Source organism: Streptomyces olivochromogenes, from assembly GCF_001514115.1.
Classification (GTDB): domain Bacteria; phylum Actinomycetota; class Actinomycetes; order Streptomycetales; family Streptomycetaceae; genus Streptomyces; species Streptomyces olivochromogenes.
The window spans coordinates 140,381-155,214 of record NZ_KQ948466.1 but is presented as its reverse complement, the minus strand read 5'-3'; the positions used below and the strand labels follow the sequence as shown (position 1 = coordinate 155,214).

Annotated in this window: 15 protein-coding genes; 6 read left to right on the top strand and 9 right to left on the bottom strand. The window is 70.4% G+C overall.

Annotated features, from left to right (window positions below; genetic code table 11):
• Positions 1 to 30: 30 nt before the first annotated feature.
• Both AQJ27_RS35045 and AQJ27_RS35040 read left to right on the top strand, forming a co-directional pair.
• Positions 31 to 387, top strand: a complete 357-nt coding sequence (locus AQJ27_RS35045) for a YciI family protein (protein ID WP_067377593.1) — start codon at positions 31 to 33, stop codon at positions 385 to 387.
• Positions 384 to 1,580 (top strand): RNA polymerase sigma factor, encoded by a 1,197-nt coding sequence (locus AQJ27_RS35040; protein ID WP_067377591.1) that lies wholly within the window; start codon positions 384 to 386, stop codon positions 1,578 to 1,580. The genes AQJ27_RS35045 and AQJ27_RS35040 overlap by 4 nt, the downstream gene beginning before the upstream one ends.
• Before the next feature lie 75 nt (positions 1,581 to 1,655).
• On the opposite strand, the gene urtE is transcribed toward AQJ27_RS35040, so the two are convergent.
• The 6 genes from urtE to AQJ27_RS35010 form a co-directional block, all read right to left on the bottom strand.
• Positions 1,656 to 2,348, bottom strand: coding sequence for an urea ABC transporter ATP-binding subunit UrtE (gene urtE / locus AQJ27_RS35035; protein ID WP_067377911.1), 693 nt, complete (start codon positions 2,346 to 2,348; stop codon positions 1,656 to 1,658).
• Positions 2,349 to 2,352: 4 nt separating this feature from the next.
• Positions 2,353 to 3,174, bottom strand: a complete 822-nt coding sequence (urtD, locus tag AQJ27_RS35030; protein WP_067377588.1) for an urea ABC transporter ATP-binding protein UrtD — start codon at positions 3,172 to 3,174, stop codon at positions 2,353 to 2,355.
• Positions 3,171 to 4,286: an urea ABC transporter permease subunit UrtC gene (gene urtC / locus AQJ27_RS35025; protein WP_067377585.1), complete on the bottom strand. Its 1,116-nt coding sequence runs from the start codon at positions 4,284 to 4,286 to the stop codon at positions 3,171 to 3,173. The genes urtD and urtC overlap by 4 nt, the downstream gene beginning before the upstream one ends.
• Positions 4,283 to 5,179: an urea ABC transporter permease subunit UrtB gene (urtB, locus tag AQJ27_RS35020; RefSeq protein WP_067377583.1), complete on the bottom strand. Its 897-nt coding sequence runs from the start codon at positions 5,177 to 5,179 to the stop codon at positions 4,283 to 4,285. Before urtB ends, urtC begins: the two co-directional genes overlap by 4 nt.
• Positions 5,180 to 5,262: 83 nt before the next feature.
• The gene (gene urtA / locus AQJ27_RS35015) at positions 5,263 to 6,483 is read right to left on the bottom strand and encodes an urea ABC transporter substrate-binding protein (RefSeq protein ID WP_067377580.1); all 1,221 of its coding nucleotides are present in this window, start codon (positions 6,481 to 6,483) and stop codon (positions 5,263 to 5,265) included.
• Between the two features lie 383 nt (positions 6,484 to 6,866).
• Positions 6,867 to 7,979 (bottom strand): substrate-binding domain-containing protein, encoded by a 1,113-nt coding sequence (locus AQJ27_RS35010; RefSeq protein WP_067377577.1) that lies wholly within the window; start codon positions 7,977 to 7,979, stop codon positions 6,867 to 6,869.
• A 114-nt stretch (positions 7,980 to 8,093) separates the two neighbouring features.
• Between AQJ27_RS35010 and AQJ27_RS35005 the strand changes: the two genes are divergently transcribed.
• The 4 genes from AQJ27_RS35005 (at position 8,094) to AQJ27_RS34990 (ending at position 12,102) form a co-directional block, all read left to right on the top strand.
• Positions 8,094 to 8,504: a MarR family winged helix-turn-helix transcriptional regulator gene (locus tag AQJ27_RS35005; protein WP_235613697.1), complete on the top strand. Its 411-nt coding sequence runs from the start codon at positions 8,094 to 8,096 to the stop codon at positions 8,502 to 8,504.
• Positions 8,505 to 8,617: 113 nt separating this feature from the next.
• Positions 8,618 to 9,976: an aldehyde dehydrogenase family protein gene (locus tag AQJ27_RS35000; RefSeq protein WP_079065465.1), complete on the top strand. Its 1,359-nt coding sequence runs from the start codon at positions 8,618 to 8,620 to the stop codon at positions 9,974 to 9,976.
• 272 nt (positions 9,977 to 10,248) lie between these two features.
• A complete protein-coding gene (locus AQJ27_RS34995) occupies positions 10,249 to 11,139 on the top strand; it encodes a glycoside hydrolase family 19 protein (RefSeq protein ID WP_067377571.1) in 891 nt (296 codons plus the stop codon).
• A 54-nt stretch (positions 11,140 to 11,193) separates the two neighbouring features.
• Positions 11,194 to 12,102 carry an aldo/keto reductase gene (locus AQJ27_RS34990; RefSeq protein ID WP_201264386.1) on the top strand — a complete coding sequence of 303 codons (909 nt, stop codon included), beginning with the start codon at positions 11,194 to 11,196 and terminating at the stop codon, positions 12,100 to 12,102.
• 55 nt (positions 12,103 to 12,157) lie between these two features.
• On the opposite strand, the gene AQJ27_RS34985 is transcribed toward AQJ27_RS34990, so the two are convergent.
• The 3 genes from AQJ27_RS34985 to AQJ27_RS34975 form a co-directional block, all read right to left on the bottom strand.
• Positions 12,158 to 12,868, bottom strand: coding sequence for a dienelactone hydrolase family protein (locus AQJ27_RS34985; RefSeq protein WP_067377565.1), 711 nt, complete (start codon positions 12,866 to 12,868; stop codon positions 12,158 to 12,160).
• Positions 12,869 to 12,940: 72 nt separating this feature from the next.
• On the bottom strand, positions 12,941 to 13,993 hold the full coding sequence (locus AQJ27_RS34980; protein WP_067377561.1) for a bile acid:sodium symporter family protein: 1,053 nt from the start codon (positions 13,991 to 13,993) through the stop codon (positions 12,941 to 12,943).
• Complete coding sequence (locus tag AQJ27_RS34975; RefSeq protein ID WP_067377559.1) at positions 13,947 to 14,693, bottom strand: phosphatase PAP2 family protein; 747 nt, start codon at positions 14,691 to 14,693, stop codon at positions 13,947 to 13,949. The genes AQJ27_RS34980 and AQJ27_RS34975 overlap by 47 nt, the downstream gene beginning before the upstream one ends.
• Between the last annotated feature and the right edge of the window lie 141 nt (positions 14,694 to 14,834).

Here is a 14,834-nt window from a genome sequence, read left to right as displayed (position 1 = left end):
AGCCGAGAACGACACGGCCGAGGAGCACACATGAAGTACTACCTGCTGAGCGTGATGCAGCCGCCCGGTGAGCCGCCCGCGCCCGAGATCCTGAAAGAGATCATGCACAATCTCGACGTCTTCCACGCGGAGCTGCGCGAGGCCGGTGCGTGGGTGTTCGCCGGGGGACTGCACGGACCTGAGACGGCCACCGTGGTGCGCGCCAAGGACGGCGACGTGCTCGTCACCGACGGCCCGTACACCGAGAGCAAGGAGTACCTGGGCGGGATCTGCCTGATCAAGGCACCCGACCTCGACGCGGCGCTCGCATGGGGCCGCAAGGCGACGGTGGCGACCACGCTCCCCATCGAGGTGCGGCCCTTCATGGGCGAAGCCGAGGACGGATGACCCCGAACGCCGACATCGAGGCCGTGTTCCGTGCCGAATACGGCCGCGCGGTCGCCGTCCTCGTCCGCTTCCTCGGTGACATCGACCTCGCCGAGGAAGCGGTCCAGGACGCCTTCACCACCGCCCTGCGGACGTGGCCGGAGTCGGGCATACCGCCCAGCCCGGCCGGGTGGATCATCACCACCGCGCGCAACCGCGCCGTCGACCGGCTGCGCCGCGAGTCCACGCGCGAGGCCCGGCACGCCGAGGCCGAGCGACTGTACGCCCGTGACGAACCGGTCGAGGAGGGCCCCGTGCGCGACGACCGGCTCCGCCTGATCTTCACCTGCTGCCACCCCGCGCTCGCCACCCAGGTCCAGGTCGCCCTCACCCTGCGCCTCCTCGGGGGTCTGACCACGCCGCAGATCGCCCGCGCCTTCCTCGTCCCCGAGCCGACCATGGCGCAGCGGATCGTGCGCGCCAAGGCCAAGATCCGCGACGCCCGCATCCCGTACCGCGTCCCGCGCGACGCGGACCTCCCGGACCGTGTCAGGGGGGTGCTCGCGGTCGTCTACCTCATCTTCAACGAGGGCTACGGCGGCCGGGAGGACCTCTGCGCCGAAGCCCTCCGGCTCGGCCGACTCCTCGTGGAGCTGATGCCGGACGAGCCCGAGGCCCTCGGCCTGCTCGCGCTGATGCTCCTCATCGAGTCGCGCAGGCCCGCCCGCGCCACACCGGACGGTGACCTGATCCTCCTCTCCGACCAGGACCGCTCGCGGTGGGACCGCGATCTCATCACCGAGGGACAGACCCTCGTACGCCGCTGTCTGCGCCGCGACCGGCCGGGCCCGTACCAGATCCAGGCCGCGATCAACGCCGTACACAGCGACGCCCCGACCGCGGCCGCCACCGACTGGGGTCAGATCCTCCAGCTCTACGATCAGCTGGCCGCGCTGGCCCCGAGCCCGGTGGTCGACCTCAACCGGGCCGTCGCCGTCGCCGAGATCGAGGGCCCGGAGCCGGCGCTCGCCCTCGTCGAGGCGCTCGACCTGGACGGCTACCACGCTTTCCACGCCGTACGGGCGGACCTGCTGCGCCGCCTCGGGCGGCACACCGAGGCCGCAGCGGCGTACGAGGCGGCCATCGCGCTGACCGACAGCGCACCTGAGCGCGCCCACCTCGAACGGGCCCGCGCGGCACTCCCACGAAGCTGAGCGGCGCCTGTACCAAGCCGGGCGCCGCGCGCAGGAGACCGAGCGGCGCCCGTACGAGCCGGGATGCGCCCGCGATCACACGCTGAGCGCCTCCCGTACCGACCGCTCGGCCTCCTGCCCGCCCTCGCCCGACGAGGTGACCCGGCCCGCCTCCAGGACGTAGTACCGCTGCGCCGCCCGCATCGCGAAGCCGACGTGCTGCTCGACCAGCAGGACCGAGAGCCCGCCACGGGCGGCCAGGGCGAGGATCGTCTCCTCGATCTCGGCGACGACCGAGGGCTGGATGCCCTCGGTGGGTTCGTCGAGGAGCAGGATCCGAGGGCTCGTCACCAGGGCACGGGCGATGGCGAGTTGCTGGCGCTGACCGCCCGAGAGCAGCCCGGCCCTGCGGTTCGACAGGGTCCTCAGCGCCGGGAACAGATCCAGCGCCTCGGCGATCGCCTCCTTGCCTCGCCTGCGCCCGTCCGCGACCAGCTGGAGGTTCTCGGCGGTCGTGAGGTGCGGGAAGGCCTGCTGGCCCTGGGGGACGTACGCCATGCCGCGCGCCACCCGCTCGTGCGGCTTGCGGCGGGTGATGTCCTCACCGTCGAGACGGACGTGGCCGCTCTGTGGGGTGAGCAGTCCGACGGCGGCGCGCAGCAGGGTGCTCTTGCCCGCGCCGTTGTGTCCGAGCACGGCCGCCACCGCGTCGCGCGGGACCTCGACACGGACGCCGTGCAGGACGGTACTGCGGTGGTAGCCGACGCGTACGTCGTCGATCTCCAGCATCACGTCAGGCCTCCTGCGCGGCGGTCGGTCGGGGCACGCCCGTCGTGGTGCCCTCGGTGGCCGCGTGTCCGAGGTAGACCTCCTGCACCTTCGGATCAGCCTGCACCTCGGTCACCGTCCCCTCGCTGAGCACCTTGCCCGCGTGCAACACGCTGACGCTGCGCGCGAAGGAGCGCATGAAGTCCATGTCGTGCTCGATGACGACCACGGTCCGCTCCCGGCTGATGCGCCGCAACAGCTCGCCGGTGGCCTGCCGTTCGTCGTGGCTCATGCCGGCCACCGGCTCGTCGAGCAGCAGCAGCCGGACGTCCTGGACGAGCAGCATGCCGATCTCCAGCCACTGTTTCCGGCCGTGCGCGAGTGTTCCGGCGAGGCTGCCCGCGAGGTCCGTCAGGCCCACCGTCTCCAGGGCGCGGGCGACGGACTCCGGTACGCCCTTGCGGCGCCGCAGCATGGTGAGCGTGCCGCGGCCCGCGCCCGCCGCGATGTCCAGGTTCTGCAGGACCGTCAGCTCCTCGAAGACGGTGGCCGTCTGGAAGGTGCGGCCGATTCCCGAGCGGGCGATGCGGTGCACGCTGCGGCCGAGAATGTCCTCGCCCCCGAAGCGCACCGACCCCTCCGCCTTCACCAGGCCGGTGACGGCGTCGACCAGGGTCGTCTTGCCCGCGCCGTTCGGTCCGATGAGGAAGCGCAGATCGCCGGGGCCGACGTCGAGGTCCACACCGTCGACGGCCGTGAAACCGTCGAAGGCCACGCGCAGTCCCCGTATCTCCAGTCCCGAGAGCCCGGTGTCCGTCCGGGGCTCGGTGGTCGTCGGATCCGTCATGCCGCTTCTCCCTCCGGCGCCCTGCTCGCCCTGCGCCGCCGGACGATCCCCACCAGTGAGGCGAGGCCGCCCGGCAGGAAGGCCAGGGCCACGATGAACAGCAGTCCCTGGAAGTAGGTCCAGGCCGCGGGGAACTCCTCGGACAGCGCGGTCCTGGCCCAGGCGACCGCGATCGCGCCTAGCACCGCGCCCACCAGACTCGCCCGGCCGCCGACCGCGGCGCCGATGACGAGTTCGATGGACGGCACGATTCCGATCAGCGCGGGGGAGATGATGCCCACCGCGGGCACGAACAGGGCGCCCGCGAGTCCGGCCATGCCCGCCGCGACGACGTACGCGACGAGCTTCACGTTCGCCGGGTTGTAGCCGAGGAAGCGCACCCGCTCCTCCGAGTCCCGTACGGCGACCAGGAGTTCGCCGTACCGGCTGTGGATGAGCTGGCGGGCCAGGGCGATCAGGAGCAGCAGGACGGTGGCGATGACGAAGTACACCATCCGCTGGTTGACCGGGTCGTCGAGGTCGTAGCCGAAGAAGCCCTGGATGTCGGTGAGTCCGTTGGTGCCGCCGGTCGTGGCCTGCTGGCCGACCAACCAGATCGCGAAGGCCGCGGCGAGCGCCTGGCTGAGGATCGCGAAGTACGCGCCCTTGACCCGGCGTCGGAAGACGAACGAGCCGAGGATCGCAGCGACGGCCATCGGCAGCAGCACGGTCGCCGCGAGGGCGAAGACCGGGTTGGCGAACGGCCGCCACCACCAGGGAAGTTCGGTGGCGGTGCCGTACAGCTGCATGAAGTCGGGGACCTGGCCGGGTCCCGCGTCCGCGATCTTCAGATGCATCGCCATGGCGTAGCCGCCCAGCCCGAAGAACACCCCCTGCCCGAGTGTCAGCAGTCCGCCGCGGCCCCAGGCCAGACAGATGCCGACCGCGACCATCGCGGTGCACAGGTACTTGGCGAGCAGTCCGAGCCGGAAGTCGGAGAGCGCGAGCGGGGCGACGGCGAAGAGCGCGACGGCGGCCGCCGCGAAACCTGCCGCAGGACGCAGGAAGGTCAACCGACCTTTCGGGGACCGGAGTTGCTTCACCGATGGGACCTGAGGAGTGGTGGTCGTCATACCAGGCTCCTCGTCCGAACGGTGTACAGGCCCTGGGGCCGCCACTGGAGGAACGCGACGATGGCCACGAGGACCAGTACCTTCGCGACGCTGACCGTGGTGGAGTACTCCAGCACGGACTGCAGCACACCCAGCACGAAGGCGACGATGACGCTGCCCTTGAGCTGTCCGATGCCGCCGACCACGATCACCAGGAAGGCGTCGATGATCACGTTGGTGCCCATCGTGGGCCCGATCGGACCGACGAGTGTCAGCGCGACCCCGGCGATCCCGGCCAGGCCGGACCCGATGAAGAACGCGGTGAGGTCGACACGGCCGGTGGAGATGCCGGACACCTCGGCGAGGTCCCGATTCTGCACGACGGCACGGATGCGCCGCCCGAGTGGGGTCAGCCGCAGGGTGAGCGACAGGGCGACCACCGCCGCGACCGCCAGCCCCAGGATGAACAGGCGGCTGCTCGCGAAGGTGAGCGGGTCGTCGCCGCCGATGACGGTGATGTTCCCGGTGAGGACGTCCGGCGCGCGGGTCTGCACGTTGGGCGCGCCGAAGATGTCCCGGGCGAGTTGCTGGAGCATCAGGGAGACACCCCAGGTGACCAGCAGGGTGTCCAGGGGACGCAGGTAGAGCCGGCGGATGAGCAGCCATTCGAGCAGCGCACCGAGGGCACCCGAGACGAGGAAGGCGACGGGCAGCGCGACGATCAGCGAGAGACCCGCGCCGGCGATGGACTTCTGCAGGACGTACGTGGTGTAGGCGCCGGCCATGATGAATTCGCCGTGGGCCATGTTGATGACGTTCATCTGGCCGAAGGTGAGCGACAGGCCGAGCGCGATGAGCAGCAGGACGGCACCGATGCTGACGCCGGTGAACATCTGCCCGAGGATCACGGTCATGGAGCGACTCCGGGGGACGGGACACGGGGGCCTCTCGTCACGGACGAGGTCTGTCGTGGTCGAGGCCCCCGTGAGAAGGGCGGTCAGGAGAGGCCGGAGGCCCAGGAGTAGCCCTTGAGGAACGGGTCCGGCTTGATCGGCTTGCCCGAGTTCCACACTTCCTGGATCAGCCCGTCGGTGCCGACCTTGCCGATGCGGGCGGTCTTGTAGATGTGCTGGCTCGCGCCGTCGACGGTGACCTTGCCCTCGGGCGCCTCGAAGGTGATGCCGTCGGAGGCCGCCTTGACCTTCTCCGGGTCGAAGGACTTCGCCTTCTCGACCATCGCCTTCCACAGGTAGACCGAGGTGTACGCGGCCTCCATCGGGTCACTGGTCGGCTTGTCCTGGCCGTACTTGGCCTTGTACGCCTTCACGAATGTGGTGTTCGCCGCGCCCGGGGTCGTCTGGTAGTAGTTCCAGGCCGTCAACTGGCCCGCCAGATACTGCGATCCGATCGACTTGACCTCCTCTTCGGCGATCGACACCGAGACCACCGGCATGCGGGTGGCGGTCAGGCCCGCGGACTTGTACTCCTTGAAGAACGCCACGTTCGAGTCGCCGTTGAGGGTGTTGAACACCGCGTCCGCCTTCGACGCCTTCACCTTGTTGGCGATCGTGCTGAACTCCGTGGAGCCCAGCGGCGCGTAGTCCTCGCCGAGCACCGTCATGCCGTTGGCCTTCGCGTACGCCTTGATCTCCTTGTTGGCGGTGCGCGGGAAGACGTAGTCGCTGCCGACGAGGTAGATCTTCTTCTTGCCCTGTGACTTGAGGTAGTCGAGTGCCGGGACGATCTGCTGGTTGGTGGTCGCGCCGGTGTAGAAGATGTAGGGCGACTCCTCCAGGCCCTCGTACTGCACGGGGTAGAACAGCAGCGACCTGTTCTTCTCGAAGACCGGTTTGACGGCCTTGCGGCTCGCCGAGGTCCAGCAGCCGAACGTGGCCGCGACCCGGTCCTCCTTGATGAGCTTGCTCGCCTTCTCGGCGAAGGTCGGCCAGTCGGAGGCGCCGTCCTCGCTGATCGGCTTGATCTTCTTGCCGAGCACTCCGCCTGAGGCGTTGATCTCGTCGATCGCCAGCTTCAGCGAATCGCGTACGGTCACCTCGCTGATCGCCATGGTGCCGGAGAGCGAGTTGAGGAGTCCGACCTTGATCGTGTCACCGCTGGTGTCGGCCTGTGCCGCCTTGTCGGACGTACTGCCGGAGTTGGTCTTCGCGCCGCACGCGGAGAGCGCGACGACCGCGGCGAGCGCCGCGGTGCCGGCCATGAACCGACGCCTGGAGGTGCTGGAAATCGGGGAAAGCCGGGAAACGCGGGAATCGCGGGAAACTCGGGAAACGCTGGACAAAAGAACCCCCTAAGTCCCATGCGGGGACAGCCGGAAAGAAAGAGACAGCCCTTCAGGGGCGGCGATGGCGCGCGAGTCTCCAGCTTTCCGCTGATGGTGTACCGGCTGGTTCCTGAAGTGCGGTCACAGCCTCAAGTCGCCCTGTTTCCAAGGCGTTTCACCAGACTTTCCCGGCTGTATCTTCCCGCTCTCTCCGGGCAAGAAAAAATGCCCGGGGCGGAATTCGGTACATGAATTCACAGATCGCCCGAGGCATTCTAATTACTTCCTGTAGGAAGTATCTTGGTGCGGGTGCGAACGTGTCAAGGGCGGGATCCGTGAAGATCGAGTTCGGCCACCACGTCGAAGTCGACTCCCTCGGCCCGTGCCAGATAGATCCGCTGCCGTACGTGGCCGCCCCGCAGGTGCAGCAGTCCGCGCGGTCCCTCGTACGACACGGTGTCGGCCGTCGCCCCGATCGCCGACACGTCGAGCGACCCGGCCCGGGCGATGAGCGCGGCGAGCAACAGGACGCCCTCGTAACAGGATTCGCCGAGGCTTCCGAGCGCCGGTGCCTCGATGCCGTACCTCCCGGCGTACTGGCCGTGGAAGTCGAGGGTGTCCTGATTCGCGAGCGAGGCGAAGAAGCCCGCGGTGCTGAAGAGGTCCGAGGTGGTGCTCGGCCCGCTGGCCATCAGCATGTTCTCGTCCATCAGCGTGCTCAGCCGCAGACAGCGCTCGTCGAGTCCGGCCGCCGCGAACGCCCGGTTGAAACGTACCGCGTCGCTGCCCACCAGCAGCATCAGGACGGCGTCCGCGTCCGACCGCTCGATGCGCCGCAGCACACCGTCGAAGTCGTGGGTGCCGAGCGGGAGAAAGGACTGCCCGCAGATGCCGGTCCCCGACTCGCGGGCGTACCCGAGCGCCGCACGGGCCGTACGGCGTGGCCATACGTAGTCGTTGCCGACGACGAACCAGCGCCGCACCCCGCGCTCGTGCGGCAGCAGTCCCATCGCGGGGCGGAGTTGGTCGCGCGGTGTCTCGCTGGTGAGGAACACCCCCGCGGTGTGCTCGCCGCCCTCGTACAGCGCGGTGTAGACGTACGGCACCCGGTGCGCGACCCTCGGCGCCAGCGCCTGCCGCACCGAGGAGATGTGCCAGCCCGTGACGCCCTGCGCGACCCCCAGGTCCACCAGGGCCTCGACGTGGTCGGCGACGGCACTCGGCGGGGCGCCGCCGTCGACGGGCAGCAGCCGCAGCTCCTTGCCGAGGACGCCGCCCGCGCGGTTGACCTCCTCCGCGGCCAGCCGCGCGCACAGTTCGCAGGTGGGCCCGAAGATGCCCGCCGACCCCTGGAGCGGGAAGACCAGCGCCACACCGAGCACGGAGTCGTCGGCCGTGAACCAGTCGAGCGGAGGGGGAGCGCTCCCGAACATGGCGTCATGATTTCGGGTCCCCGCGGTGAACTCCAGTCCGTCTCATACGATGTACGCACCTCGTGACCAAGGAGCATGATGGCCGGCCGATCTGCGCGTGAGCCTCGGAACCTGATGCAGCTCTTGACGCGGGCCGAACGGCTTGCCGCGCGCCACCTCCAGACCGTCCTCGACGAGGACGGCTGCTCGCTCGACGCCTGGCGGGTGCTCGCCCTGCTCTCCGACGGCGAGGGCCACCACATGACCGCGGTCGCCGAGGCCGCCTTCCTGCCGCCCGCGACGCTGACCAAGCTCGTGGACCAGCTCGTCGACCAGAACCTCGTCCACCGCCGCGTCGACCCTCTGGACCGGCGGCGCATCCTCGCCCATCTCACCCCACGCGGCCAGACGTACTGGCGCCGCCTCGACGGCGAGGTCCGCGAGCGATGGCCGGTGCTGAGCGACGGCGAGGACGAGCTGCTGAGGGGCCTGCTGGAGCGCCTGGCCGACACGCTCCACGGGTCTCCCGCGGAGCCCGCCCTCTGACGCCCCACCGTGACTGGCTCGTCGCGGAACGTATTCTTCGTGTACCCGGAATTTATTTGGTCGCATGAAAGGTTGGCGTTTACACCGAGCCGTCCGGCTCAAGACGACCGCCCGTGGGCCGCCAGGTCCGCACCGATCAGCGAGGCACCGTGAACGACCGCACCCCCGAGCATCCCGCCGACATCGTGGCCAGGCTGCGCGCCACCTTCCGCTCCGGCCGCACCAAGCCCCTCGCGTGGCGCACCACCCAGCTGCGCCGGCTGCGTGAACTGCTCACCACGCACGGCGCCGAGCTCGCGGAGGCCCTCCACGCGGACCTCGGCAAGAGCTCCACCGAGGCCTTCCGCACCGAGATCGACTTCACCGTGCGCGAGATCGACCACACCCTCGAGCACCTCGACGAGTGGCTGCGCCCCGAGTCCGCCCCTGTCCCCGTCCACCTCGGCGCCGACGCGAGTGCCTGGACGCGGTACGACCCGCTGGGCGTCGTGCTGGTCATCGCCCCCTGGAACTATCCGGTGCAGCTCCTGCTGACGCCGATGCTCGGCGCGCTGGCCGCGGGCAACGCGGTGGTCGTCAAGCCCAGCGAGCTCGCCCCCGCCACCTCGGCGGCCGTCGCCCGGCTGCTGCCGCGCTACCTCGACACGGACGCGGTCGCCGTCGTCGAGGGCGCCGTTCCGGAGACCACCGCGCTGCTGGCGGAGCGCTTCGACCACATCTTCTACACCGGCAACGGCGCGGTCGGCCGGATCGTGATGCGCGCCGCCGCCGAGCACCTCACCCCTGTCGCCCTCGAACTGGGCGGCAAGTCGCCGGCGTTCGTCGACCGTGACGCCGACCTGTCCGTCGTCGCCGACCGGCTCGCCCGCGGCAAGTTCCTCAACGCCGGGCAGACCTGCGTCGCGCCGGACTACGTCCTCACCGACCCGGAGACCGCCCGCGCGCTGGAGCCCGAGCTCGTCCGCGCCGTCGAGGCCCTCTTCGGCGCCGAACCGCGGCAGTCGGGCGAGTACGGGCGGATCGTCAACGAGCGGCACTTCGACCGGCTCAGCTCGCTGCTCGACTCCGGGCGCACCGTCATCGGCGGCTCCGGAGACCGGACCGCCAAGTACCTCGCGCCCACCGTCCTCGCCGACGTCGACCCCAAGGCCCCCGTGATGCAGGAGGAGATCTTCGGACCGATCCTGCCGATCGTCACGGTGGCGGGGCTGGACGAGGCCATCGACTTCATCAACGACCATGACAAGCCGCTGGCGCTCTACGTGTTCACCGAGTCGGACACCACCCGGGAGCGGATCGCCGAGGAGACGTCCTCCGGAGGCCTCGGCCTCGGTCTGCCGCTCGCCCATCTGACCGTCTCCGACCTGCCGTTCGGCGGGGTCGGCGAGAGCGGCATGGGCCGCTACCACGGCCGCTACTCCATCGAGACGTTCAGCCACCGCAAGGCGGTGCTGGAGAAGCCGCTGGGCTAGGCCAGGGCTAGGCCCTGTCCGGCCCCTGCGGTGCCCCGGCGGATCGGCGAGGATCTGCCGGGGCACCGTTGTGCGACCTCACTGCCAACGTTGTCAGATCTGACTGGTCTACACCCTTGACTGGTACATACCAAAGCGGTTGAGTGTGGCTCCACACCCCCCACCACGGCCGCCCCCGACGCCGTGGCCGGCCCCGCCGGCACGTGCGCACAAGGCTCCGCTCCGCGCTGCCTCTTTCGGGGAGCGGCCGTGTCCCGCAAAGGAGTTGACCTGTGTCGAGGCGCCGTATCTCCGCAGTCCTCACCGCCCTCGCCCTCGCGTCCGCCACTCCGGTGCTGCTACCGGCCTCCGGAGCCTCCGCCGCCGCCTGTTCGAGCTATCCGAACTGGGTGGCCGGGAGGTCGTACGTCACCGGTAACGTCGTCCGCTACACCGACGGGAAGACCTACATCGCCGAGCACGACAACCCGGGCTACGACCCCACCATCAGCACCTGGTACTGGGACCCCTACGCCTGCGACGGAGGTTCCACGCCTCCTTCCGACGGCTTCGTGGTGAGCGAGGCGCAGTTCAACCAGATGTTCCCGAACCGGAGTTCCTTCTACTCCTACAGCGGTCTGCGGGCGGCGATGAGCGCCTACCCGGCCTTCGCCAACACCGGCAGCGACACCGTGAAGAAGCAGGAGGCCGCCGCCTTCCTGGCCAACGTCAGCCACGAGACCGGCGGCCTGGTCTACGTGGTGGAGCAGAACACCGCCAACTACCCCCACTACTGCGACTGGAGCCAGCCCTACGGCTGCCCGGCCGGACAGTCGGCCTACTACGGCCGCGGCCCGATCCAGCTCAGCTGGAACTTCAACTACAAGGCCGCGGGCGACGCACTCGGCATCGACCTCCTCAACAACCCCTACCTGGTGCAGAACGATGCCGCCGTGGCCTGGAAGACCGGCCTCTGGTACTGGAACACCCAGTCGGGCCCCGGCACCATGACGGGCCACAACGCCATGGTCAACGGCGCGGGATTCGGCCAGACCATCCGCAGCATCAACGGCTCCCTGGAGTGCGACGGCAAGAACCCGGCACAGGTGCAGAGCAGGGTGGACGCCTACCAGCGGTTCGTGCAGATCCTCGGGACCTCGGCCGGCGGCAACCTCTACTGCTGATCGGCCGTCGACGGCAGCCGTCCGGGCCCGGAGAACGTGTGCGAAACTGCCGCGATGACCTCGCAAACGATCACCGCGGCAGCCTCGGGCACCTGGACACTCGGAGATCTCCCCGTCCGCCGCATCGGCTTCGGCGCGATGCGGCTGACGGGTAGCGCGGCCTTCCACCTCGGCACACCGAGCGACCGCGACCGGTCGATCGCCGTGCTGCGCCGCGCCATCGAGCTGGGTGTCGACCACATCGACACCGCCGCGTTCTACTTCTCGTCGGTGCGCTCCGCGAACGAGCTGATCAACAGCGCGCTGGCCCCGTACGCGGACGACCTGGTCATCGCCACCAAGGTCGGGCCGTTCCGCGACTACTCGGGGGAGTGGGGCACCCCGGCCCGGCCGGACCAGCTCCGTGCCCATGTCGAGGAGAACCTGCGGCAGTTGGGCCGCGACCACCTCGACCTCGTGTACCTGCGGCGGACGGGGCAGGACTCGATCGCCGAGCACTTCGGCGCACTGGCCGAGCTGCGCGAGGCGGGGTTGATCCGGCACCTCGGCATCTCGAGCATCGGACTCCGCCACCTCGAGGAGGCGCAGGCCATCGCGCCGGTGGTGAGCGTGCAGAACCGGTACGGGCTCGACTCCCCGGACGCCGGGACCGATGAACTCCTGCGCAGGTGCGGGGAGCTGGGCGTCGCGTTCGTGCCGTTCTTCGCGATCGCCGGCAAGGGCGGTGAGCAGGGCCGGAGCGGCAGTGACGGTGACGAGGAGGTGCTCGCCGTCGCGCGTGCGCACGGCGCTGCGCCCGCGCAGGTACGCCTCGCGTGGACCCTGCGGCAGGGTCCGCACGTGCTCGCCATCCCCGGCACCGGCAGCCCGGACCATCTCGTCGAGAACGTCGCCGCGGGCGCGCTGCGGCTCACCGACGACGAGATGGCCCGCCTCGACGCCCTCCATCGGCCGGGCAACTGACCGATGGGTGCCGTCACCGGGGGCGGTCCTTGCCGGGCCGCCCCGGGTGACCTGCTCAGCCCAGTTGCTCGTGCAGGAAGGGCACCGTGCTCTCCCACGCCCGCGCGGCCGACTCGGGGTCGTACGTCTCCGGGCGGCCGTCGTTGAAGAAGGCGTGGTTGGCCGGGTAGAGACGGAAGTCCGCGGCAATGCCGGCCTGCTGCTGGACCGCCTCCCTCAGCTGCTCCAGGTTCTCCTTCGGGATGCTCGTGTCGAGTTCGCCGTAGTGCCCCAGGATCTGCGCCTTCAGGCGGGAGAAGTCGGGCAGCTCACCCTGGATCACGCCGTAGAACGGCACCGCCGCGCTGACCCGGGGGTCGGCCGCGGCCAGGTAGAGGACGAAGCCGCCGCCCATGCAGAAGCCGACCGCGCCCACCGTGTCCGAGGTGACCTCGGGCAGCCCGAGCAGATGATCGACCGCACCGGAGAGCAGCTCGACGCCGCGTGACACCGGCAGCTCCTTCATCATCCGGAAGGCCTCGCCGCTGTCATGGGCGACATTGCCGCCGTACAGGTCGGGCGCGAGGGCCACGAAGCCCTCCGCGGCCAGCCGGTCCGCCACCTGCGCGATGTGGTCGGTCAGACCCCACCACTCCTGGATGACGATCACCCCGGGTCCCTGCCCGGACGGCGGCAGCGCCAGATAGCCGTGGGCCGTGGTCCCGGCGCTGGGGAACGTCACGTTCTGATGGGCGGGGGCTCCGGTCGGCTTCGGCAGCTCGGACATCGCACTCAACTCCTGTGGGGCAGCGCTGGGCAGGAGCCGGCGGGGGCCGGCCCCGAGTTGATCTCCACGATGTCATGCGCGGGCGCCCGGCCTGCCCCCGGCCCGCACGACGCGCCCCGCGGCCACTTTCTGCAGCAGGCTGTAGGCCAGCACCGGCAGCAGGACGTGCGGCCGGTCGGGCAGTGTCGTCGCGATGAGGACCGCGCTCGCGCTGCTGTTGTTCATCCCGCAGGCCAGTGTCACGGAGGCGCCCTCCGGAGCATCCAGGCGCAGTGCGCGGGCCGTGATCCCGCCCAGGGCGAACGACAGGCCGCAGACGGTGGCGGCGACGACCAGCGCCGCCACCAGCAGCACCGGTTCGGGATGGGTGAGGAAGGGGCCGAGGACACCGCTGGCGTTGACGTAGGTCAGGAGCAATGAGCCGATCATCGCCGTGGGGACCGCGGCGGCCAGGAGGCGGGTCAGCGCACGGTCCGGCAGGGCGAGCCGGCACAGGATTCCGGCGCCGCAGGGGAGCAGGACGCCCGTGAGCGCGAAGGCGTGTCCGGTGGTCCGGGCGGCCCCCGCCAGCGTGTTCGCGTAGTCGCCGCTCAGCAGGGGGCACAGGGCCGTCATGGTGACCGGGATCGTGAGCGGGCTGACGATCGTGGACGCCAGCACCAGGCCCACGGTCGTGGACTGGTCGCCGTCGCCCTTGCTCGTCCACACGGTGGCCCCGGCCGCCACCGGCATCGCGACGATCAGGATCATCGCCGCGATCATTCCGCTGCCCCCGTCGCTGTCGGGCGACCGGCTCAGGGCGAAGGCTACGCCCGGAATGATCAGCAGGGGTGCGACCAGATGGAGGACGAGCCCGGTCAGCAGTGCGGTGGGGCGCCTGAGCAACTCCCGCAGTGCGTGGACCGGCACCTGCAGGCCGGCGGTGAACAGGAGCAGGGACAGCAGGAAACGTGGGGCTTCGAAGGCGATGTGCGGTAACCCGGCCGCCCCGATCAGGTGCGGATGACGCAACCACCGCCCCGGTGCCGGCAGGGCTGCGGCGGCGAGGTACGACGCGCCGACAGCCCAGCCGAGGTGGTCACGGAGCTGTGTGAGGGGGGACTTCGCGGTGGGGGTGGGAGCCATCGGGGCGCTCTTCCGTCGTCGTGGGACCGGGGCGGAGACGGAGCGCCGATATGGCGGAGAACGTGTGCGGGGCGATGCGGGCGAGGGCGTAGACGCTGAGGCTCAGCCAGCACAGGGCGAACAACCAGCCGCCGAGCACGTCGGAGAACCAGTGCACGCCCAGGTAGACCCTGGTGAGTCCGACCAGGACGGCCCAGCACGCGAGGAGCGCCGCGAGGCCCCGCCCGCCGCGGGGCGCCCGCGCGAGCACCGCGAGGAGGAGCAGTCCGCCGCTGATGGCGGACGTGGTGGTGTGGCCCGAGGGGAAGGACCAGCCGGAGGCGACCGTGGCCCACTCCGCCGTCGCGGGCCGGGGGCGGGCGACCAGGGACATCACGCCGTACCGAACGGCCTGGGCGGCGGCGAGGCAGCCGACGCAGCCGAGGGCGAAGAGGATCCGCTGTCGTGCGGTGCGACCGAGGACGACACCCGCCAGCGCGACCAGCAGGTACGGCAGGACGCCCGTGCCCGTGTAGGTCAGCCCGCGGGCCACGGCCAGCGCCATGGGCGGGCGGTGGTCCGCGGACCAGGCGTTCAGGTCCTGGTCGCCGAAGAGCGGGGCGCCGTCCTGGCCGGTCACGACCAGCGTCAGCAGCACGAAGGCGACCAGGCTGCCGACCGCGGTCGATCCCGCGAGGTCCGAGGCGTCCGCACGCCTCATGACAGGGCCCGGGGGACATCGACCGCGTACGGCGGCGCGGCGCGCAGGGCTGCGGACATCGACGGAGGCCCCTTCCATGATGGGCGTGCGGGCGCGTCGGAAGACCGCGTCCGCGGTGACTACAATCCTGTAGACGGTCTA

Bases quoted from the DNA above. Each gene is read 5' to 3' on its own strand.
- AQJ27_RS35045 (WP_067377593.1), top strand. From the start codon at position 31: ATGAAGTACTACCTGCTGAGCGTGATGCAGCCGCCCGGTGAGCCGCCC.
- AQJ27_RS35040 (WP_067377591.1), top strand. From the start codon at position 384: ATGACCCCGAACGCCGACATCGAGGCCGTGTTCCGTGCCGAATACGGC.
- urtE (WP_067377911.1), bottom strand. From the start codon at position 2,348: ATGCTGGAGATCGACGACGTACGCGTCGGCTACCACCGCAGTACCGTC.
- urtD (WP_067377588.1), bottom strand. From the start codon at position 3,174: ATGACGGATCCGACGACCACCGAGCCCCGGACGGACACCGGGCTCTCG.
- urtC (WP_067377585.1), bottom strand. From the start codon at position 4,286: ATGACGACCACCACTCCTCAGGTCCCATCGGTGAAGCAACTCCGGTCC.
- urtB (WP_067377583.1), bottom strand. From the start codon at position 5,179: ATGACCGTGATCCTCGGGCAGATGTTCACCGGCGTCAGCATCGGTGCC.
- urtA (WP_067377580.1), bottom strand. From the start codon at position 6,483: ATGGCCGGCACCGCGGCGCTCGCCGCGGTCGTCGCGCTCTCCGCGTGC.
- AQJ27_RS35010 (WP_067377577.1), bottom strand. From the start codon at position 7,979: ATGTTCGGGAGCGCTCCCCCTCCGCTCGACTGGTTCACGGCCGACGAC.
- AQJ27_RS35005 (WP_235613697.1), top strand. From the start codon at position 8,094: ATGCAGCTCTTGACGCGGGCCGAACGGCTTGCCGCGCGCCACCTCCAG.
- AQJ27_RS34990 (WP_201264386.1), top strand. From the start codon at position 11,194: ATGACCTCGCAAACGATCACCGCGGCAGCCTCGGGCACCTGGACACTC.
- AQJ27_RS34985 (WP_067377565.1), bottom strand. From the start codon at position 12,868: ATGTCCGAGCTGCCGAAGCCGACCGGAGCCCCCGCCCATCAGAACGTG.
- AQJ27_RS34980 (WP_067377561.1), bottom strand. From the start codon at position 13,993: ATGGCTCCCACCCCCACCGCGAAGTCCCCCCTCACACAGCTCCGTGAC.
- AQJ27_RS34975 (WP_067377559.1), bottom strand. From the start codon at position 14,693: ATGAGGCGTGCGGACGCCTCGGACCTCGCGGGATCGACCGCGGTCGGC.